This is a genomic window from Rhodobacter sp. SGA-6-6 (assembly GCF_011043545.1).
Taxonomy (GTDB): domain Bacteria; phylum Pseudomonadota; class Alphaproteobacteria; order Rhodobacterales; family Rhodobacteraceae; genus Pseudogemmobacter.
This window is the reverse complement of the sequence record NZ_JAAKGP010000003.1, coordinates 371528-389753: the sequence shown is the minus strand read 5'-3', so window position 1 is coordinate 389753 and position 18226 is coordinate 371528. Positions and strand designations below refer to the sequence as shown.

18 protein-coding genes, 1 tRNA gene and 1 riboswitch are annotated in these 18226 nt (G+C 69.7%); of the genes, 10 read left to right on the top strand and 9 right to left on the bottom strand.

Features of this window, described 5'->3' with window-relative positions; all coding sequences use genetic code 11:
* The first annotated feature begins 2 nt into the window (after positions 1–2).
* From G5B31_RS08350 to G5B31_RS08325, 6 genes are read left to right on the top strand one after another with little or no spacing between them, the layout of a single operon-like run.
* The gene (locus G5B31_RS08350; RefSeq protein ID WP_165015950.1) at positions 3–1562 is read left to right on the top strand and encodes an ABC transporter substrate-binding protein; all 1560 of its coding nucleotides are present in this window, start codon (positions 3–5) and stop codon (positions 1560–1562) included.
* Between the two features lie 34 nt (positions 1563–1596).
* Positions 1597–2619, top strand: a complete 1023-nt coding sequence (locus G5B31_RS08345; RefSeq protein ID WP_165015947.1) for an ABC transporter permease — start codon at positions 1597–1599, stop codon at positions 2617–2619.
* Complete coding sequence (locus G5B31_RS08340; RefSeq protein ID WP_165015944.1) at positions 2616–3455, top strand: ABC transporter permease; 840 nt, start codon at positions 2616–2618, stop codon at positions 3453–3455. Before G5B31_RS08345 ends, G5B31_RS08340 begins: the two co-directional genes overlap by 4 nt.
* Complete coding sequence (locus G5B31_RS08335) at positions 3442–4299, top strand: ABC transporter ATP-binding protein (RefSeq protein WP_165015941.1); 858 nt, start codon at positions 3442–3444, stop codon at positions 4297–4299. Before G5B31_RS08340 ends, G5B31_RS08335 begins: the two co-directional genes overlap by 14 nt.
* Complete coding sequence (locus G5B31_RS08330) at positions 4296–5099, top strand: ABC transporter ATP-binding protein (protein ID WP_165015938.1); 804 nt, start codon at positions 4296–4298, stop codon at positions 5097–5099. Before G5B31_RS08335 ends, G5B31_RS08330 begins: the two co-directional genes overlap by 4 nt.
* Positions 5099–5809 (top strand): aspartate/glutamate racemase family protein, encoded by a 711-nt coding sequence (locus G5B31_RS08325; RefSeq protein WP_165015936.1) that lies wholly within the window; start codon positions 5099–5101, stop codon positions 5807–5809. The genes G5B31_RS08330 and G5B31_RS08325 overlap by 1 nt, the downstream gene beginning before the upstream one ends.
* Before the next feature lie 58 nt (positions 5810–5867).
* On the opposite strand, the gene G5B31_RS08320 is transcribed toward G5B31_RS08325, so the two are convergent.
* Positions 5868–6125 carry a hypothetical protein gene (locus G5B31_RS08320; RefSeq protein WP_165015933.1) on the bottom strand — a complete coding sequence of 86 codons (258 nt, stop codon included), beginning with the start codon at positions 6123–6125 and terminating at the stop codon, positions 5868–5870.
* A 133-nt stretch (positions 6126–6258) separates the two neighbouring features.
* Here G5B31_RS08320 and G5B31_RS08315 point away from each other — a divergent pair, with 133 nt between their 5' ends.
* On the top strand, positions 6259–7212 hold the full coding sequence (locus G5B31_RS08315) for an NAD-dependent epimerase/dehydratase family protein (RefSeq protein ID WP_165015930.1): 954 nt from the start codon (positions 6259–6261) through the stop codon (positions 7210–7212).
* A gap of 29 nt (positions 7213–7241) precedes the next feature.
* Here the strand turns inward: G5B31_RS08315 and G5B31_RS08310 are convergent, their stop codons facing one another.
* The 4 genes from G5B31_RS08310 to G5B31_RS08295 are packed head-to-tail and all read right to left on the bottom strand — an operon-like array spanning position 7242 to position 10892.
* Entirely contained in the window at positions 7242–8378 is a 1137-nt protein-coding gene (locus tag G5B31_RS08310; RefSeq protein ID WP_165015927.1) for an ABC transporter permease, read from the bottom strand.
* Positions 8375–9301 carry an ABC transporter ATP-binding protein gene (locus G5B31_RS08305; RefSeq protein ID WP_165015924.1) on the bottom strand — a complete coding sequence of 309 codons (927 nt, stop codon included), beginning with the start codon at positions 9299–9301 and terminating at the stop codon, positions 8375–8377. The genes G5B31_RS08310 and G5B31_RS08305 overlap by 4 nt, the downstream gene beginning before the upstream one ends.
* Entirely contained in the window at positions 9298–10251 is a 954-nt protein-coding gene (locus tag G5B31_RS08300; RefSeq protein WP_165015921.1) for an HlyD family secretion protein, read from the bottom strand. Before G5B31_RS08300 ends, G5B31_RS08305 begins: the two co-directional genes overlap by 4 nt.
* A complete protein-coding gene (locus G5B31_RS08295) occupies positions 10248–10892 on the bottom strand; it encodes a CerR family C-terminal domain-containing protein (RefSeq protein ID WP_165015918.1) in 645 nt (214 codons plus the stop codon). Before G5B31_RS08295 ends, G5B31_RS08300 begins: the two co-directional genes overlap by 4 nt.
* A 152-nt stretch (positions 10893–11044) precedes the next feature.
* Between G5B31_RS08295 and G5B31_RS08290 the strand changes: the two genes are divergently transcribed.
* The 3 genes from G5B31_RS08290 to hisH all read left to right on the top strand — a co-directional run bounded on the left by G5B31_RS08290 (position 11045) and on the right by hisH (position 12497).
* Positions 11045–11119 (top strand) — tRNA-Gly (locus G5B31_RS08290).
* A 102-nt stretch (positions 11120–11221) separates the two neighbouring features.
* On the top strand, positions 11222–11809 hold the full coding sequence (gene hisB, locus G5B31_RS08285) for an imidazoleglycerol-phosphate dehydratase HisB (RefSeq protein ID WP_165015915.1): 588 nt from the start codon (positions 11222–11224) through the stop codon (positions 11807–11809).
* Between the two features lie 46 nt (positions 11810–11855).
* Complete coding sequence (gene hisH, locus G5B31_RS08280; protein WP_165015912.1) at positions 11856–12497, top strand: imidazole glycerol phosphate synthase subunit HisH; 642 nt, start codon at positions 11856–11858, stop codon at positions 12495–12497.
* Between the two features lie 261 nt (positions 12498–12758).
* Here hisH and G5B31_RS08275 read toward each other — a convergent pair whose 3' ends face one another.
* From G5B31_RS08275 to metZ, 4 genes are all read right to left on the bottom strand, one after another.
* The gene (locus G5B31_RS08275; RefSeq protein WP_165015909.1) at positions 12759–14207 is read right to left on the bottom strand and encodes a TrkH family potassium uptake protein; all 1449 of its coding nucleotides are present in this window, start codon (positions 14205–14207) and stop codon (positions 12759–12761) included.
* Positions 14208–14438: 231 nt separating this feature from the next.
* Positions 14439–15128 carry a DUF1287 domain-containing protein gene (locus tag G5B31_RS08270; protein WP_165015906.1) on the bottom strand — a complete coding sequence of 230 codons (690 nt, stop codon included), beginning with the start codon at positions 15126–15128 and terminating at the stop codon, positions 14439–14441.
* A gap of 224 nt (positions 15129–15352) precedes the next feature.
* The gene (gene folE2, locus G5B31_RS08265; protein ID WP_165015903.1) at positions 15353–16444 is read right to left on the bottom strand and encodes a GTP cyclohydrolase FolE2; all 1092 of its coding nucleotides are present in this window, start codon (positions 16442–16444) and stop codon (positions 15353–15355) included.
* Between the two features lie 195 nt (positions 16445–16639).
* The gene (metZ, locus tag G5B31_RS08260) at positions 16640–17821 is read right to left on the bottom strand and encodes an O-succinylhomoserine sulfhydrylase (RefSeq protein WP_165015900.1); all 1182 of its coding nucleotides are present in this window, start codon (positions 17819–17821) and stop codon (positions 16640–16642) included.
* A 45-nt stretch (positions 17822–17866) separates the two neighbouring features.
* Positions 17867–17944: riboswitch (SAM riboswitch) on the bottom strand.
* Positions 17945–18226: the final 282 nt, after the last annotated feature.

Here is an 18226-nt window from a genome sequence, read left to right as displayed (position 1 = left end):
CCATGAAACGCCGCGACTTTCTGAAGACCTCAGCGCTGACCGCGCTGGCTACCGCCGCCGCCTCGCGCTGGAACCTCGCCCTGGCGCAGGGCAGCGGCATCTTCACCCTGGCCTATCCGACCAGCTTCCCCGATCTCGACCCCGCCACCTCGTTCTCGAACGACGGCGCGGTGCTGGCCAATGTCTACGAGGGGCTGACCCGCTACATCCCCGGCACCGAGACCGAGGAGGCCCGGATCGAGCCGCTGCTGGCCGAAAGCTGGGACGTGTCGGAGGACGGGCTGACCTGGACCTTCGCCCTGCGCGACGGGGTGAAGTTCCACGACGGCAGCCCGCTGACCTCGGAGGCGGTCAAGGGCTCGATCGAGCGGACGAAGAAGATCGGCGGCGGCGCCTCGTTCATCTGGGCGCCGGTCGCCTCGATCGAGACGCCCGAACCGTTGAAGGTGGTCTTCGTCCTGTCCGAGCCGCAGCCCCTGGACCTGATCGCCTCGGCCGGCTTCGCCGCCTGGATCCAGGCACCGGCCTCGCTGGAGCAGGACAACGCCTGGTTCAACGCCGGCAACGACGCCGGCACCGGCCCCTTCCGCATCTCGCGCTACGAACCCGGCCAGCGCGCCGTGCTGGAGCGGGTGGCCGACTACTGGGGCCCGGTGCCCGAGGGCGCCTTCCAGACCGTGCTGTTCGAGATCGTCGAGGACACCACGCTGATCCAGAACATGATCGAAGGCGGCCAGGCCGACTGGACCTATTCGGTGCCGTTCGAGAACCTGGAGCAGCTGCAGGCCAACCCCGACCTGCGGGTGGTGGTGAACCCCTCGTTCGAGACGCTGTTCGGCCTTTACAACACCCGCCGCGCGCCGCTGGACCGGCCCAAGGTGCGGCAGGCGCTGTCGATGGCCTTCCCCTATGACGACGTGATCATGGCCGGCACCGCCAACCTGGGCACCCGCGCCAAGGGCGTGGTGCCCGCGGGCATCTGGGGCCACGACGCCGAGGCGCCGATCCCGCAGACCGACCTGGAAGCCGCCGCCGCCCTGCTGGCCGAGGAAGGCGTCGAGGGGCTGGAGCTGGTGATGACCTATTCCACCTCGCAATCACTGTCGGCCATCGCCGGCGAGCTGTGGAAGGCCAACCTGGAGGCGATCGGCGTCACCCTGACCCTGCAGCCGATGGCCTGGGAGGCGCAGTGGCAGTTGGCGAAGTCCGACCCGGCGACGGCGCAGGACATCTTCGTCTTCTTCTGGTGGCCCACCTACGTCACCCCCTACGACTATCTCTTCAACTGCTTCCACAGCGAGGACCAGCCGCTGTTCAACCTGGCCTACTATGCCAACCCCGAATTCGATGCGATGATCGACGAGGCGGCGCGGCTTTCGGGGGTGGACCGCCCCCGCGCCGAGCAGATGTTCATCGAGGCGCAGCGGATCCTTATCGACGAGGCGGTGGCGGTCTTCATGCTGGACCGGCCGAACGTCCACATCATCCGGTCCGACATCAAGGGCTATGCCGACAACCCCGCCTACGGCCATGTCACCTTCGTCAACGACATGAGCCGCTAGCGCCGCCCGGGACAAGGGGGAGGAAGGGGAAGGGATGGACATCATCCGCTACATCCTGCGCCGCATGGTGCTTTCCGCCTTCGTGGTGGTGGGCGTGACCTTTCTGGTCTTCATCGTGGCGCAGGTCGTTCCCTCCGATCCCGCCGCGCTTTACGCCGGCCCCCGCCCCACCGCCGAGCAGATCGAGAAGGCGCGTCAGGAGTTGAACCTCGACGCGCCGCTGCCCGCCCGTTTCGCGACCTTCGCCACGGCGATGGCCGCGGGCGATTTCGGCATCTCCTACAAGTCGCGGCGGCTGATCGCCGAGGACCTGAAGGCCTATCTGCCCGCCACGCTGGAGCTTGCGGTCTTCTCCACCGGCATGGCGCTGCTGTTCGGGGTGCCGCTCGGGGTGATGGCCGCGGCGCGGCAGGGCCGATGGCCCGACCGGCTGGGCAGCCTTGGCGCCATCGCCTCGGTCGCCATGCCGACCTTCTTCCTGGCCATGCTGCTGCAACTGGTCTTCGCGCAATGGCTGGGGATCATGCCGCTGTCGGGCCGCATCTCGCGCGAGATCGCCATCTCGGCCCCGGTGCCGCAGGCCACCGGCTTCCTGCTGCTGGACAGCCTGCTGGCCTGGCGGCCGGATGCCTTCGCCGATGCGGCGCGGCATCTGGTGCTGCCGGCGCTGACGCTGGCCTCCTATCCCGCCGGGGTGGCGATGCGGCTGACCCGCTCGGCGATGATCGAGATCCTCGAACGCCGCCACATCGCCGCTGCCCGGGCGCTCGGCCTGCCTTCGGGGCGCATCCTCTTCGGCCATGCGTTGCCGAACGCCATGGGCCCGGCGCTGACGGTGATCGGCCTCTCTTTCGCCTATGCGCTGACCGGCGCGGTGCTGGTCGAGATCATCTTCGCCTGGCCCGGCCTCGGCCGCTACGTCTCCGAGGCGATCCTGGCCAAGGACTTCCCGGTCATCGCCGCCGTCACCATGGTGGTGACTGTCTGCTATGTGGCGATGAACCTGATCATCGACATCGCCCAGGCGCTGGTCGACCCGCGGGTGGCGCTGACATGAGCCGGCTGGTCCACCGCCTCGGCTGGCCCGGAACGCTGGCGCTCTTCTGCGTGCTGGGTTTCGTCGCCGTCGGCATCCTCGCCCCCTGGATCGCGCCCTGGCCGGCGCAGGGGGCCGGGGCGCCGAACGTGGCGGCCAAGCTGACGCCGCCCTCGGCCGACTACTGGCTGGGGACCGACCACCTGGGCCGCGACATGCTCAGCCGGCTGATCTATGCCACCCGCATCTCGCTGTCGAACGGGATGCTGATCGTCGCCTTCTCGCTGCTGATCGGCCTGCCGGTGGGGCTGGCCGCGGGCTATTTCGGCGGCTGGGTGGACGAGGCGCTGATGCGGGTGACCGATGTCTTCCTGGCCTTCCCGGCGCTGCTGCTGGCGGTGCTGATGGCCGCCGCCCTGGGGCCGGGCTTCCTGAACAGCGTCATCGCCGTCTCGGTGACCTGGTGGCCCTGGTATGCCCGGCTGGCGCGGGCCGAGGGGCTGGTGCTGCGCGGCCAGCCCTATGTCGAGGCGGCGCGGCTGGCGGGCGTCTCGCATCCGCGGATCATCCTGCGCCACATCCTGCCCGCCACCGCCCGGCCGCTGACGGTGCAGGCGGCGCTGGACGTGGGACCGGCGCTCTTGACCGCGGCGGCGCTGTCCTTCCTCGGCCTCGGCGTGCTACCCCCCACCGCCGACTGGGGCCAGATGGTCGATGCCGGGCGCAAGTTCTTTCCCGACCGCTGGTGGTATTCGGCGATGCCGGGCGTCACCATCTTCATCGTCGCACTGTCCTTCAGCGTCCTCGGCGACGCGCTGCGCGACCGCAGGAAGGGGGCCGCCCGTGCCTCTGTCTGACACCACGCCCCTGCTCGAAATCCGCGGCCTGTCGGTCACCATCCCCACGCCCGAGGGCGATGTCCATGCCGTCCGCGCCGTCGATCTTGAGATCGGCCGCGGCGACATCCACGGCCTGATCGGCGAATCCGGCTCGGGCAAGACCATGACCGGCATGGCGATGCTGGGGCTGGTGCCCAAGGGCAGCCGCATCGGCGCCGGGCGGTTCCATTTCGACGGGCAGGACCTGCGGCAGCAGGCCGGCCGCCTGCGCGGGCGGCGGATCGGCATGATCTCGCAGGACCCGGCGGCGGCGCTGAACCCGGTGCTCAGCATCCGGCGGCAGATCGACGACGTGCTGCGCACCCACCGCGACCTGCCCCGCGCCGCCCGCCGGGCCGAGGCGCTGGCGCTCCTGGCAGCGACCGGCCTGCCCGACCCGGAAAAGGTGCTGCGCAGCTATCCGCACCAGCTGTCGGGCGGGATGCAGCAGCGCGTGGTGATCGCCCAGGCGCTGGCGACCGGCGCCGATTTCCTGATCGCCGACGAGCCGACCACCGCACTGGACGTCTCGGTCGCCATGCAGGTGCTGGCGCTGCTGCGCCGGCTGGTGGCCGAGCGGAACCTGACCGTGCTGATGATCACCCACGACATGGATGTCATCGCCGAGGCCTGCGACCGGGTGACCGTCCTTTACGCCGGCCGCTCGGTCGAGACCGGGCCGGTGGAGGAGGTGCTGAACCGCCCGGCCCATCGCTATACCCGCGCGCTTCTGGGGGCGCTGCCCGACGCGGTGCCGCGCGGCGCCCGGCTGGCGGTGGTCGAGGGCAGCTTCGACGATCCCGACCCGGAGGGCGCGGCATGACCGGGTCGCCGCTGCTGGAGGTGACGGACCTGCTGATCCGCTACCGCGCCGGCCTGTTCGCGCCGCGCCCGAAGCCCGCCGTCAACGGCGCCAGCTTCCGGCTGGAGCGCGGCACCACGCTGGGGATCGTCGGCGAAAGCGGCTCGGGCAAGACCAGCCTGCTGCGGGCGATCCTGCGGCTCCTGCCGGTGGAAAGCGGCGCGATCCGGCTGGAGGGGCGGGACTGGCTGGCCCTGCACGGCCGAGCGCTGCGGCGGGCGCGGCAGGGCATCGGCGTGGTGTCGCAGAACCCGTTCCTGTCGCTCAGCCCGCGGCTGACTGTCGCCGAGATCCTGGCCGAGCCGATGCTGGCCGCCGGCCATCGCCCCGGCCCGCAGATTCGCGACCGCATCGCCGCGCTGCTGTCGGACTGCGGCCTGCCCGCGGCCTTCCTGGACCGCCGCGCGCGGGAACTGTCGGGCGGGCAGGCACAGCGCGTCGCCATCGCCCGGGCGCTGGCGCTGGAGCCGCGGCTGCTGGTGCTGGACGAGCCGACCTCGGCGCTGGATGTCTCGGTGCAGGCGCAGATCCTGAACCTGCTGTCGGACCTGAGGGAACGGCACGAACTGTCGATGCTGTTCGTCACCCACAACCTGAAGGTCGTCGCCCATGTTGCCGACAGCCTCCTGGTGATGCGCCGCGGCGATGTCGTCGAATTCGGCCCCACCGAGCAGGTCGTCCACGCCCCGGCGCAGCCCTACACCCGAGAGCTGCTGTCCTTCGGCGTCCATTCCCGCACTGCAAGGAAGGAACCCTCCTGATGCCCAAGATCCGCATCCTGTCGGCCACCACCGGCACCACCGAGCCCGCCGCGATGAAGGACCTGCGCGGCGGCGGCCTGGAGCTGAGCTTCGACCGCATCCGCCGCGGCCCGGCCTCGATCGAGAGCCTCTGGGAAGAGGTGGCCTGCGTCGAGGAACTGGTGCGCTGCGGCCTGGTCGCCCAGGCGGAGGGCATCGAGGGGCTGGTGGTCAACTGCATGGGCGATCCCGGCGTCGACGTGATGCGGGAAATCCTGACCATCCCGGTCTTCGGCCCGGCGCAGACCGCCATGGGCGTGGCGGCGATGCTGGGGCGCAAGTTCTGCGTGCTGACGGTGCTGGACCGCTCCCGCCCGCTGGTGGACGACCAGGTGCGCAAGTTCGGGCTGGAATCGCGCTATGCCGGCTGCGAGGTGATCGAGATCCCGGTCCTCGATTTCGGCAACGACCCGGACGAGACCCTGCGCCACCTGACCGACGCCGCGCGCACCGCGGTGGAGGTCCGCAAGGCCGACGTGCTGGTCCTGGGCTGCACCGGCTGGACCGGGCTGGGGGAAAGGATCGGGGCCTTCCTGGCCGGGCTCGGCCACGATGTTCCGGTGATCGACCCGCTGCCGGTCACGGTCCGCACCCTCGGCGCGCTGCTGGACTCCGGCCTGGCGCATTCCAAGGCCGCCTATCCTTTCCCGAAGTCGATCCCCGGGGTCTGACGGGAAGGAACGGCAGAAGCGCCTTCTCGCAGGCTGGTCTGCCCCCACCCTTCGACGCTCAGGACTGGCGTTCCGACCGCCACGGGCCATCCCCGCTTCGGGCAAGCCGCCAGGTCCGCGCCGTCACCGGCGTGCCCTTTGCCGTGCGGTAATCGGGGACGGCAAGCCGGATGCCGCCGCCCTCGGCCTGCCATTCCGCGATGACAGTGACGCCGTCGCCGAATTCGACCAGGCATCCCGGCCCGGCCGTCCCGTCGTTTTCGACCGTGACGCGCCCGCCCCGAAAGGCATGGCTGTGAGGGAAGGTGAAACGCATCCTTCGGCCCCCGCTCTGATCATCCGCGACAAGATTTTGCTTCGCGCCTGTCGCCGCCCTCCGCTGCGGATACTATGTCAGGTGTTGCCGGCTTCGGTCCATGACGACATGCCATAGCTGAAGGAAGACCCAGATGCAGACGATCCTCGGCGCCTCCGGGCAGATCGGACAGGAACTGGCCATCCATCTCAAGCGCGATTTCACCGGCGACATCCGTCTGGTGAGCCGAAATCCGAAGAAGGTGAACGCCGGCGACCGGCTTCACAAGGCGGACCTGCTGGACGCCGGGGAGACGCTGCGGGCCGTCGAGGGATCGGAGATCGTCTACCTGACCGCCGGGCTGCCGATGGACACGCGGCTGTGGGTCGCGCAATGGCCGGTGATCATGAAGAACGTGATCGACGCCTGCGCCGCCCATGGCGCACGGCTGGTTTTCTTCGACAACACCTACATGTATTCGCAGACCGATGCGCCGCAGACGGAAGACACCCCGTTCCGGCCTCATGGCGAGAAGGGGCGCGTCCGTGCCGCCATCGCCCGGGACCTGCTCGAAGCGATGGAGCGGCAGCGCCTGGCCGCGATGATCTGCCGGGCGCCCGAGTTCTACGGCCCCGGCAAGACCCAGAGCATCACCAACAGCGCCATCCTCGAACCGCTGCTGAACGGCAAGGCCGCACGGGTCTTCCTGCGCGACGATACCCTGCGCAGCCTGATCTACACGCCGGATGCCAGCCGGGCGATGGCGCTTCTGGGCAACGCGCCCGACGCCTGGGGCCAGACCTGGCACCTGCCCTGCGACGACGGCCGCCTGACCTATCGGGCGTTCATCGGCCTTGCCGCCGAAGAATTCGGCGTTGCCCCCCGTTACCGGGTGCTGAAGCGCTGGCAACTGCAACTGGCGGGGCTGTTCAGCCCCAACCTCCGCGACGCCGCCGAACTGCTGCCCCGCTACGCGGTGGACAACATCTTCGTCTCCGACAAGTTCAAGGCCCGGTTTCCGGACTTCCGGGTCACCAGCTTCCGCGAGGGCCTCGCCGCCATCCGGGACGGGCATCGAGGCGCGCAGGACGGTCCAGCCGGCGGGTGACGGGCGGAGGACAGGCGGCCGCGTTCGCCTCAGTCCAGTGTCTGCCGGAACCGCAGCAGCGCGAGCAGCGTCAGCGTGGCGGCAAAGACCGCCAGCGCGGCGAGGGGCTGCGCCACGGCCTCGGGACCTGCGCCCTTCAGCATGACCGCCCGGATGAAGCGCAGGAAATGCGTGAGCGGAAAGATCTCGCCCAGGGCCTGCGCCCAGCCGGGCATACCGCGGAAGGGGAACATGAAGCCCGACAGCATCAGCGAGGGCAGGAAGAAGAAGAACGTCAGCTGCATCGCCTGCATCTGCGTGCGCGCCACGGTCGAGATCAGGTAGCCAAGCACCAGAAGCGCCATCACGAAGATCAGGATGCCGCCGAGAAGCAGGGCCAGCGAGCCGACGAAGGGCACATGGAACAGCGCCCTGGCGGCGACGAGGACGACCAGGACCTGCACCGCGCTGACGCCGAGATAGGGCAGCATCTTGCCCAGCATGATCTCCAGCGGCGTGGCGGGCATCGACAGCAGGTTCTCCATCGTGCCGCGCTCGATCTCGCGGGTCAGCGCCATGGCCGTCATCATCACCATCGTCAGCTGCAGGATGACGCCCAGAAGCCCCGGCACGATGTTGTAGGCGGTGATCCCCTCGGGGTTGTAGCGGCGGTGCACCAGCACCTGCAGCTGGGTGTCGCGGGCGGCGCCCGCCTGCGCCTCGGTGCCCAACTCGCGCTGCAGGGCCTCGGACGCGACGGTGCCCAGGGTCGAGACGGCGCCCGAGGCGACGGATGGGTCGGTCGCATCGGCCTCGATCAGCATCACCGGACGGTCGCCGCGCAGCACCCGCCGGCCGAAATCCGACGGCAGGGTGACGACGAAGGCGACCTCGCCGCGGGCCAGCAGACGCTCGGCCTCGGCTGCGGACACGCCGGGGGAGGTGAAGCGGTAGTAGTCGGTCAGCTCCAGCGCGGTGACGATGGCGCGGCTGAATCGGTCCTGCGTCGGCGCGACAAGGGCGGCGGGCAGCTGCTTCGGGTCCGAGTTGATCGCATAGCCGAAAAGCATCAGCTGCATCAGCGGCACCCCCAGCATCATCGCGAAGGTGATCCGGTCGCGCCGCAGCTGGATCACCTCTTTCCGCAACAGCGCGAACAGCCGCGTCAGCGAGAACCAGCGGCTCATTGCAAGGTGTCCTCCGAGGCGGCCATCAGCTGGATGAACACATCCTCCAGCATGGTCTCGGCGGGGTGCATGGTGGTGCCGGTCTCCCGCGCCACCGCCTCGGCCGATTGCCGCAGCGCCGCCGCGTCGCGGCCGACGACATGCAGCGTGGTGCCGAAGGAGGCGACCTGCTCCACCCCCGGCCTGCCCTTCAGGCGGCGCGCGGCCTCGGCGGTGTTGCGGCCCTCCAGCACCACCGTGGACAGTCCCGCACCCGCCACCACATCGGCCACCGTGCCCGCGGCGATCAGCCGGCCCCAGGCGATGTAGTTGATCCGGTGGCAGCGCTCGGCCTCGTCCATGTAATGGGTCGAGACCAGCACCGTCAGCCCTTCGGCGGCGCGGGCGTGGATTTCGTCCCAGAACAGCCGCCGCGCCAGCGGGTCGACCCCCGCCGTGGGCTCGTCCAGCATCAGGAGCTTCGGGCGGTGCATGATGCAGGCGGCCAGCGCCAGCCGCTGCTTCCACCCGCCGGACAGCGACCCGGCCAGCTGCTGGCGGCGGCCGGAGAGGCCCAGGTCCTCCAGCGTGTCGCGCACGATCCGCCGCGCCGGGGTCAGGCCGTAGAGACCGGCGACGAAGGCCAGGTTCTCCTCGATGGTCAGGTCCTCGTAGAAGGAAAAGCGCTGCGTCATGTAGCCGACCTCGCGCTTGATCTGCCGTCCCTGCCGGCGGATGTCGAAGCCCAGCACCTGCCCCTCGCCCGCATCGGGGGTCAGCAGGCCGCACATCATGCGGATGGTCGTGGTCTTGCCGCTGCCGTTCGGCCCGAGGAACCCCGCGATCTCGCCCCGCTCCACCGTCAGCGACACGCCGTCCACCACGCGGCGGCCGGCGAAGGTCTTCACCAGTCCGGTGACGGCGATGGCGGGCTCCCCGGTCATTCCGCCGCCCCGGGCAGCAGGACATCGACGATCTGGCCGGGCTTGAGGCTTCGGCTGTCGCCGGCGGGGCGGGCTTCGACCAGATAGACGAGCTTCTGCCGGTTCTCGAGCGAGTAGATCACCGGCGGGGTGAATTCCGGGGCATCGGCGACATAGGTGACGGTCGCCGCCAGGCCCTCCGGGCAGCCGTCGCAGCGCACGGCCAGGGTCGAGCCGGCCGCAATCACCGCAGCATTCTCGGCCGGCATGTAGAGCCGCAGCTTCACCGCGCCGTCCGGCAGGAAGGACAGCACCGGCTGCGCCGGGCCGGCGATCTCGCCCGCCGTGCGGATGATGTCGGAGACGGTTCCCGCGGCGGGCGCCGTCAGGCTGCGCTTCGACAGCGCCCAGGCGGCCCGGTCGCGCTCCGCCCTGGCCGCCGCGCGCTGCGCCTCGGCGGCGGCGATGGCGTGGGGACGGGCCGGCAGCTGCGCCACCGCCAGGTCGGCCTCGATCTCGGCCACGCGCGCCGCGGCGATTTCGGCGGCGGTCGCGGCATCCTCGGTCTGCGTCTCGGTCGCGCTGCCCCGGTCGGCAAGGCTGGCAAGCCGGTCGGCGGTCCGCCGGGCCTCGGCGGCCTGCGCCCGGGCCGAGGCCAGCGCGGCCTCGATCACCGCGATCTCCTCGGGCCGCTTGCCGAGGTGCAGGTCGGCGAGTTCCGCCTCGGCGCGGGCCAGCGTCGCCTCGGCGGCCGCAAGGGCGATCTCCGCGGTCGTCCGGTCCATCTCCGCCAGCGGGGCACCCGCATCCAGATGGTCCCCCCGGGCGACACGCAGCGCGGCGATCTCGACCGTCTCGACCGGGGCGACCAGGACATATTCCCCCTCGACATAACCGGTGGCAAAGGGCAGCGGCGGCGCGCAGGAGGCAAACAGCGCCGACAGCAGCGGGACCGAACAGATCAGGCTCATCGCCGTTCTCCCTGTGTCAGAAGGCGGACGTTCTCGGCGATCAGATCGCCGATCCGGCCCGCTTCCTCGGGGCCGATGGTCGTCCATCCCATCTTGCGCGTGACGATCTCGCGGCCGAGACGGAAGTAGAGGACCTGGCCGATCATGGCGAAGACCGAAAGCTTCACCTCGTCGCCGTCGGCATCCTTGCCGCTTGCAATCGCCCAGAGTTGCGAGAGTTCGGCGTGCTTCGGCCCGATGAAACAGTCGTAGATCAGGTCCGTCACCGCTCCGCCGCGGGCGAGTTCCGTCAGGGCGAAATTCACGATCGGCCCGGCCTCGGGCGCGCTGCCGATGAAGGCGGCAACCCCGCGCAGGGTGGCCTGCAGGCGCCGGAGGGCCGCGGCGGGGGGCAGTCCTTCCGGGGATTGCGGCGCCCCTGCAACCGTCATCAACCGCCGGGCCACCTCGCCCACGACGGCGCGGCGCAGGCCGTCCTTGCCGCCGAAATGATAGGCGATCAGCGCCAGGTTCACCCCGGCCTTCGCCGCCAATTCGCGCGTGGAGGTGGCGTCGAACCCCTTCTGGCCGAAGAGCAGCAGACCTGCCTCGATCAGCGCCTTCCGCGCCCCTTCGGGCGGCTTGTCCGGAATCTCGATCATGGCCGATTATAATCAATCGTTTGATTAAATTCAACCGCGCTGGCCGGACCGGCGGAAACGGCGCCTTCGCGGGCGTCGCGCGCCCTGCGTCGAAAGCTCCGCTTCCCCCTTGCACCCGCCCTGCCCTTCGGCTATTCCCCCGGCCACGGAGTGCGGGCGTAGCTCAGGGGTAGAGCATAACCTTGCCAAGGTTAGGGTCGTGAGTTCGAATCTCATCGCCCGCTCCAGTCGAAAAAGGGCGCCCCAGCGGGCGCCCTTTCGCATTGGCGGGACTTGCCCGGCCCGCCCCGAGGGTTTACCAGCCGCAGGGAACCAGCCGGAGGCAAGCGATGCGCAGGGCCGAGATCAGCCGCAAGACCGCCGAGACCGCGATCACCGTTGCGGTGAACCTGGACGGCACCGGGGCCTACGACAACCAGACCGGCGTCGGCTTCTTCGACCACATGCTGGACCAGCTGGCGCGGCACAGCCTGATCGACTTGACGGTGCGGGCGGAGGGCGACCTGCACATCGACGACCACCACACGGTGGAAGACGTGGGCATCGCGCTCGGCCAGGCGCTGGCCAAGGCGCTCGGCGACAAGGCGGGCATCCGCCGCTACGGCCATTTCCGGCTGGCGATGGACGATGCCCAGGTGGCTTGCGCGCTGGACCTCTCGGCCCGGCCCTTCCTGGTCTGGACCCTGCCCTTCCCGACCGCGAAGATAGGCCACTTCGACACCGAGCTGGTGCGCGAGTTCTTCCAGGCCCTCGCCAACCATGGCGGCATCACCCTGCACGTCGACCTGATCCACGGGCTGAACAGCCACCACATCGCCGAGGCCGCCTTCAAGGCGGTGGCGCGCGCCCTGCGTGAGGCGGTGGAGCCCGATCCGCGGATGGCCGGCGCGCTGCCCAGCACCAAGGGCGCGCTGTGAGGACCCGGATTTTCGCCGAAAATCCGTGCGCCCGGAGGCCCGCGCGATGCCGCTGACGGTTCTGGTCGACTACGATTCCGGCAACCTGCATTCGGCCGAGAAGGCCTTCCAGCGCATGGCCCAGGAGGTGGGCGCAGGGGAAATCCTCGTCACCTCGCGCCCCGAGGACGTGGCCCGGGCCGACCGCATCGTCCTGCCGGGCGACGGCGCCTTCCCGGCCTGTCGGCGGGCGCTCGGGGCCCATGGCGGCTTGTTCGAGGCCATCGACGAGGCGGTGCGGGTCAAGGCCCGGCCCTTCCTCGGCATCTGCGTCGGCATGCAGATGCTGGCCAGCTGGGGGCGGGAATACCAGGACACCGCAGGCTTCGGCTGGATTCCCGGCGAGGTGGTGCGGATCGCCCCCGCCGACCCGGCGCTGAAGGTGCCGCACATGGGCTGGAACGACCTGGCGATCGACCGGCCGCACCCGGTGCTGGACGGGCTGGCGACCGGCGACCACGCCTATTTCGTCCATTCCTACCACTTCCTGGTGGCGGACCCGGCGCATCTGCTGGCCCATGCCGATTATGCCGGGCCGATCACCGCGATCATCGGCCGCGACACCATCGTCGGCACCCAGTTCCACCCCGAGAAGAGCCAGGCCCTCGGCCTGCGGCTGATCGCCAATTTCCTGCAATGGCGGCCCTGAGAGGCGGCGGAAAGTCCACGGCATGGCCGGGCGGGATCAGGCGAGGCACTGCCTCGCCCCGCCCGTGCGCGGCATGTCAAACGGAGACGGTGGTAGCACATAACCCCGGGAGGCCAGCGCCCGACCCGGCGGGCGAGAAGCGCCCGCCGAGGGCGGGGCGGGCGCTGGCCGGGCCTTGAGGGCCCGGCCGGGAGGGTTGAAAACGGTGCGCGATGGCGAAGGCACACGCCTTCGCCAAGGAGATGGCGAGCGGCCCCCGCCCTACCGCCGCCAGAACCCCGGCAGCAGCAGCACCAGCACCGCCATCAGCCCCAGCCGGCCCATGATCATCGCCAGCGTCATGATCAGGATCGCCGGCTCGGGGTAGTCGATGAAGCTGCCGGTCGGCTCCACCAGCGGGCCGAAGCCGTAGCCGACATTGCCCAACGCCTGCCACACCCCCATCAGCGCGCTTTCGATGTCCACCCCGGTCAGCGTCATCGCCACGGTCAGCACGCCGAGGATCAGGATGAAGCCCGAGATGAACATGATCAGCGCCGAGATCACGTCCTCGTCCACGGTGCGGCCGTCGTATTTCACCGGGTCGATGGCCGAGGGGTTGGTGATCTGCCGCACCTGCCGCCGCAGCACCGCCATGGCGATCTGCACCCGGAACACCGACAGGCCCGAGGCGGAAGAGCCCGAGCAGGCCCCCACCACGCCCAGGATGAAGGCCACCACCAGCATCACGCCGCCCCAGCCGGTGAAGCCCTCGGTGAAGAAGCCGGTCGAGGACATGATCGAGGTCAGGTTCAGGAGGCTCTCGCGGAAGGCGGTCTCCACCGGGGTGCCGGCCGACCAGACCTGCCAGCCGGCGACGAAGACCACCGACGTCAGCAGCCAGCGCAGATAGGCCCGGGCCTGGGCGTCGCGCCACAGCGGCCCCGGCTGGCCGTTCATCAGCTGGACATAGCGGATATAGGGCAGCGAGGCGAGGATCATGAAGACCGAGGCCGCGTAGTGGATCGCCGGAGAATAGTCGGTGAAGCTCATGTCCCGGGTCGAGAAGCCGCCGGTGGAGATGGTGGACATGCCATGCACCACCGCATCCAGCGCCGGCATCCCGAGCGACGAGTAGACCGCGGTGAACACCGCCGTCAGCCCCAGATACAGCACCAAGAGCTGCCGGGCGATGTCGGTCGCCCGCGGCAGCGCCTTGCCGAAGGTGTCGAAGCCCTCGGTGCGGAAGAACTGCATCCCGCCGACCCGCATGATCGGCAGGAAGATCATGGCGATGAAGGCGATGCCGAGCCCGCCCACCCAATGCATCATCCCCCGCCAGAGGTTCAGCCCCTGCGGCATCCCCTCCAGCCCGGTGATCACCGAGGCGCCGGTGGTGGTGATGCCCGAAACCGCCTCGAAATAGGCATAGACCGCCGGCAGCCCGGGCGCCCCCAGCCAGAGCGGCAGGGCGCCGAAGGCCGGCGTCAGGGTCCAGATGCCCACCGTCAGCAGATAGGCCTGCCGCACGTCGAGCGAGGCCGACAGCCCGTTCGCGGTGGCCAGGGCCAGCGCCATGCCCGTGGTGCCGGTGATGATCGCCGATTGGGCGAAGGCCGCGGCATTGGCATCGCCCGCCCGCCAGTCGATGATCGCGGGCGCCACCATCAGGATGGCCAGGACGACGAGGATTCGTCCGATCACATAGGCGACGGGGCGCAGGTCGATCATGGCCGCAAGGCTTAGGGCCTCTCCCGGGTCCCGTCAAACGGCGCGGCTGCCGTCGCAGCCTGGGGGCATTCTGCCCCCAAACCCCCTGAGGATATTTGTGGACAGAAAATGGGAAAGAGCTTCCTCATTTTCTGTCCACAAATATCCCCGCCGGAGGCATCCGCCGGGCGGGGCCGGGAGACCGGCCCGCCGCCTGTCCCCGCGAGGAGCGGCGAAGCCGGACGACGAGCGCTACCCCTGCAGCGCCTTCAGCCGGGCCAGAACCTCCGGCCCCGGCCGGAAATGCCCGGTCAGCGGGTGGTCGAACAGCCGGTCCTCCACCCGCGTGCCGGCGCCGATGTTGTGGACCACCATCGGCGCCTCCACCCCCGGCCGGTCGGTCACGATCATCACATGCGGCAGGTTGCCCGGCAGCAGCGAGGTCACGATGTCGCCGGGCAGGAAGGCCGCCGGGTCCGAGGAAAGCGGCAGCTCCGCCCCCATCCGCTGCAGCAGCCGGGCGAGGTTGGGCACCCGGCGGTGGTCGATGTTGCGGTCGGGCCGGGTCAGGCCCCAGTTGGCGGGATAGGCGGCGAAATCCGCCTTCATGTCGGCGTTGACCGCCAGTTGCAGGTCGATCCCATGCGCCACCCGGAAGGCGCGGACCAGCACGTCGGTGCAGACCCCGCGCTCGGGCGGCACGTCGCCGCCCGGGAAGTCCAGCGCGACATAGGCCGGATCGTAGGTCGTGGTGACGCCCACCTGCCCCTCGGCGGCGCGGATCAGCGCCTCCGCCTCGGGCGCGGCGGCAAGCCGCGGCGTATCGGCGACCGAGGGAGACACGACGGCGCCGGACAGCCCCTGCCACAGGCTCCGCGCCTGATGCGGAAAGGCCAGCACCGCCCCCGCCAGACCCGCCGCCACCACGACCCCGCGCAGCATGGACACCTCCGTTTTGCCGCCACCCTGCCCCGGATCGGCGGAAGGGGCAAAGCACGGCCGTGTGTTCCGGCGGGTTTCCGACGCTCTGGCCGGTTCGGACAAACTCGGAATGCCGCGCCAATGAGGCCGCGGAACGGCGGGGTGAACCCCGCCCTACGCGGACCGCCCAGGCCGGATCGGCGGCGGGACATCGGCCGTAGGGCGGGGTTCACCCCGCCACTACCCTACCCCACATGGAACAGGCTCTGGAACAGCCGCGGGTCCAGGCTTTCGGCCGCGAAGGTCGGACCCTCGGTCAGGAGGCTGACCGCATCGTGGCTGTGCAGCGATTCCTGATGGCTCGCCAGCACCCGGAAGTCGCCCACCCGCGGGTCGGCCTTCAGCGCCCGGGCGAAGCTGCGGGCGGCATCCTCGACGAAGATCGGGTTGGCGGCGTTCAGCTCGGCGAAGGCCTGTTCGTCCTCGCGCTTCACCATCACCTGGGTCTCGGTCGGCACGCCCTCGCGGGCCAACTCGATCAGGTCCTCGAACCACAGGCATTTCGGCCCCACCAGTTCCACCGACAGCCGCGCCACCGAGCGCTGCGAATGCGGCGTCGCCAGCTGGCCGCGGGTCATCCGGGCGTGCTCCGACAGCTCCAGCGAGCAGGGGCAGGTCGAGGAATAGACGTAGTCCAGGTGCATGAAATGCTTGCGCACCCCCGCCACATCCACCAGTTCCAGCGCGATGTCGTAATACTGCCAGCCCGACAGGCCCGAGCGCAGCGAACCGATCCGCACCGGGAAGGAGAAGCGCATCATGATCCGCGCATCGAAGGACCCGAGGTCGCGCTTGTAGTCCTCCAGCGCATGTTCGACCACCGCGAAGGAGAAGTCCTTCTCGGCATGGGCATAGAAGGACCGCATGATGCGGCTCATGTTGATGCCCTTCTTCTCGGCCTCCAGGCTGACGGTGCCGGTGACGCTGGTCTCCAGCGTGATCTCGCCGGCATCGCGGCTGCGGTAGCGGATCGGCAGGCGGAAGTTGGAGATGCCGACATGCTGGATCAGCTGCCTGGCGCCGCGGATCAGGCTGGCCGGGCCGTTCTGCAGGTCGGGCAGCGTGGCGCGATAGGCCGGGTCGGCGATGAAATCCTCGGGGTAGGCCCGCGACAGCGCCGGATACGACTGGTCGGACGTCAGCGTGCCGACGGCCGGGTCCAGCGCGGCGATCTCCGCGTCCGAGGCGCGGCCGGCCCATTGGCGCAGGACCGCCAGCGCGGCCTCGGCCTCCTCGCGCGAGGGGGCATCGTCCAGAGCGGGAGTATGGATGTTCATCAGGTGATCCTTTCGGTTCGGGCGGACCCATGCCGCCGTCAATATCCGGGATTGGTGAAGCCAGTTCGACAGGGGTGGCCCGCGCCCGGATCACCCTGGTCCGCGCGCGAAGACTCATGAGATAGTCATTTCCGGCCCGAAAGCAAGCGCCGTTCCCGACAGGGCGGCGGCCGAAAGCGCCGCCCCGCCCGGGTCTCAGGCCGCGTCCAGCGCCCCGGTCAGGTCGGCGATCAGGTCGGCGGCATCCTCCAGCCCGACCGAGAAGCGGATCAGGCCGGGGGTGATCCCCAGCGCGTCCTTCTGCTCCTGCGGCAGGCGCTGGTGGGTGGTGGTGGCCGGATGGGTGGCGATCGACTTGGCGTCGCCCAGGTTGTTGGAGATGCAGGCGATCTCCAGCGCGTCCATGAAGCGGAAGGCCGCCTCCTTGCCGCCCTTCACCTCGAAGGTCACCAGCGTGCCGCCCGATCCCATCTGCGCCATCGCCAGCGCGTGCTGCGGATGGCTTTCCAGCCCCGGATAGATCACCTTGGCGATCTTCGGATGGCTTTCCAGCGCCCGGGCGATCTTCAGCGCGCTCTCCGCCATCGCCCGGCAGCGCAGGTCCAGCGTGGCGAGGCCGTGCAGGTGCATCCAGGCGGTCAGCGGGCTCATCGCCGCGCCGGTGTGCTTCATGTAGGGCTCCACGGTCTTGCGGATGAACTCCTGCGTGCCGCAGATCACCCCGCCGAGCGCCCGGCCGTGGCCGTCGACATGCTTGGTGGTGGAATAGACCACCACATCCGCCCCCTGCTCCACCGCGCGCGAGAAGACCGGGGTGGCGAAGACATTGTCCACCACCACCACCGCGCCGGCGGCATGGGCGATCCTCGTCACGCCCTCGATGTCCACCAGTTCCAGCGTCGGGTTCGACATCGACTCGAAGAACACCATCCTGGTGCCCGGAACCACGGCCTTCTTCCACTGGTCGAGGTCGGCGCCGTCGACGAAGGTGACCTTCACCCCGAAGCGGGTCAGCACCTCTTCCAGGATGTAGAGGCAGGACCCGAACAGCGCCCGGGCCGAGACCACATGGTCCCCCGCCCGCAGCCCCGAGACCAGCGCCCCGTTCACCGCCGCCATGCCGGAGGCGGTGGCGAAGGCGTCCTCGGCCCCTTCCAGCGCCGCGATCCGCTCCTCGAACATCCTCGTGGTGGGGTTGCCGTAGCGGGCATAGATGAACTCGTCCTCGCCCGCCTTGACGAAGCGCGCCTCGGCGGCCTCGGCGCTCGGGTAATCGAAGCCCTGGGTCAGGAAGATCGCCTCGGCCATCTCGCCATACTGGCTACGGCGGACGCCCTGATGGACGAGCTTGGTGCGGGTTTTCCAGTTCCTGGTCATCGCGGCCCTCCGGCCATAGAAAAGCCCCGGCAAACCAGAGGTGCCGGGGCCGATGCCCGAACCTCTTTAGCGGCTTGTTTAACGTGGCCCGCAATCCGGTAACAAAGCGCCACGGCAAGCGGCATACGCCCATGATCCGGCAGGGTCAACCGCGGATCGGAAGGATATTGCGCGTCGGCTGGCGGAGTCTCTTGCGGCTGCTGTCGCCTGATGGGGGCATTCTGCCCCCAAACCCCCTGAGGATATTTATCGACAGGCGAAATCAGAGAGATTTTCTTCGCCCTTTCACCTGTTCGATAAATATCCCCGCCGGAGGCATCCGCCGCTCCGTCCCGGAAGACCGGCCCGCCGGACTTGATTTTCCCGAGGCCCTGCCTAAGGCTGCGCGGCGTAGTTCCAGGGACC

Bases quoted from the DNA above. Each gene is read 5' to 3' on its own strand.
- G5B31_RS08310 (WP_165015927.1), bottom strand. From the start codon at position 8,378: ATGAGCCGCTGGTTCTCGCTGACGCGGCTGTTCGCGCTGTTGCGGAAA.
- G5B31_RS08275 (WP_165015909.1), bottom strand. From the start codon at position 14,207: ATGATCGACCTGCGCCCCGTCGCCTATGTGATCGGACGAATCCTCGTC.
- G5B31_RS08305 (WP_165015924.1), bottom strand. From the start codon at position 9,301: ATGACCGGGGAGCCCGCCATCGCCGTCACCGGACTGGTGAAGACCTTC.
- G5B31_RS08325 (WP_165015936.1), top strand. From the start codon at position 5,099: ATGCCCAAGATCCGCATCCTGTCGGCCACCACCGGCACCACCGAGCCC.
- G5B31_RS08270 (WP_165015906.1), bottom strand. From the start codon at position 15,128: ATGCTGCGCGGGGTCGTGGTGGCGGCGGGTCTGGCGGGGGCGGTGCTG.
- G5B31_RS08300 (WP_165015921.1), bottom strand. From the start codon at position 10,251: ATGAGCCTGATCTGTTCGGTCCCGCTGCTGTCGGCGCTGTTTGCCTCC.
- G5B31_RS08295 (WP_165015918.1), bottom strand. From the start codon at position 10,892: ATGATCGAGATTCCGGACAAGCCGCCCGAAGGGGCGCGGAAGGCGCTG.
- G5B31_RS08330 (WP_165015938.1), top strand. From the start codon at position 4,296: ATGACCGGGTCGCCGCTGCTGGAGGTGACGGACCTGCTGATCCGCTAC.
- G5B31_RS08350 (WP_165015950.1), top strand. From the start codon at position 3: ATGAAACGCCGCGACTTTCTGAAGACCTCAGCGCTGACCGCGCTGGCT.
- G5B31_RS08315 (WP_165015930.1), top strand. From the start codon at position 6,259: ATGCAGACGATCCTCGGCGCCTCCGGGCAGATCGGACAGGAACTGGCC.
- G5B31_RS08345 (WP_165015947.1), top strand. From the start codon at position 1,597: ATGGACATCATCCGCTACATCCTGCGCCGCATGGTGCTTTCCGCCTTC.
- folE2 (WP_165015903.1), bottom strand. From the start codon at position 16,444: ATGAACATCCATACTCCCGCTCTGGACGATGCCCCCTCGCGCGAGGAG.
- G5B31_RS08340 (WP_165015944.1), top strand. From the start codon at position 2,616: ATGAGCCGGCTGGTCCACCGCCTCGGCTGGCCCGGAACGCTGGCGCTC.
- G5B31_RS08320 (WP_165015933.1), bottom strand. From the start codon at position 6,125: ATGCGTTTCACCTTCCCTCACAGCCATGCCTTTCGGGGCGGGCGCGTC.
- hisB (WP_165015915.1), top strand. From the start codon at position 11,222: ATGCGCAGGGCCGAGATCAGCCGCAAGACCGCCGAGACCGCGATCACC.
- metZ (WP_165015900.1), bottom strand. From the start codon at position 17,821: ATGACCAGGAACTGGAAAACCCGCACCAAGCTCGTCCATCAGGGCGTC.
- hisH (WP_165015912.1), top strand. From the start codon at position 11,856: ATGCCGCTGACGGTTCTGGTCGACTACGATTCCGGCAACCTGCATTCG.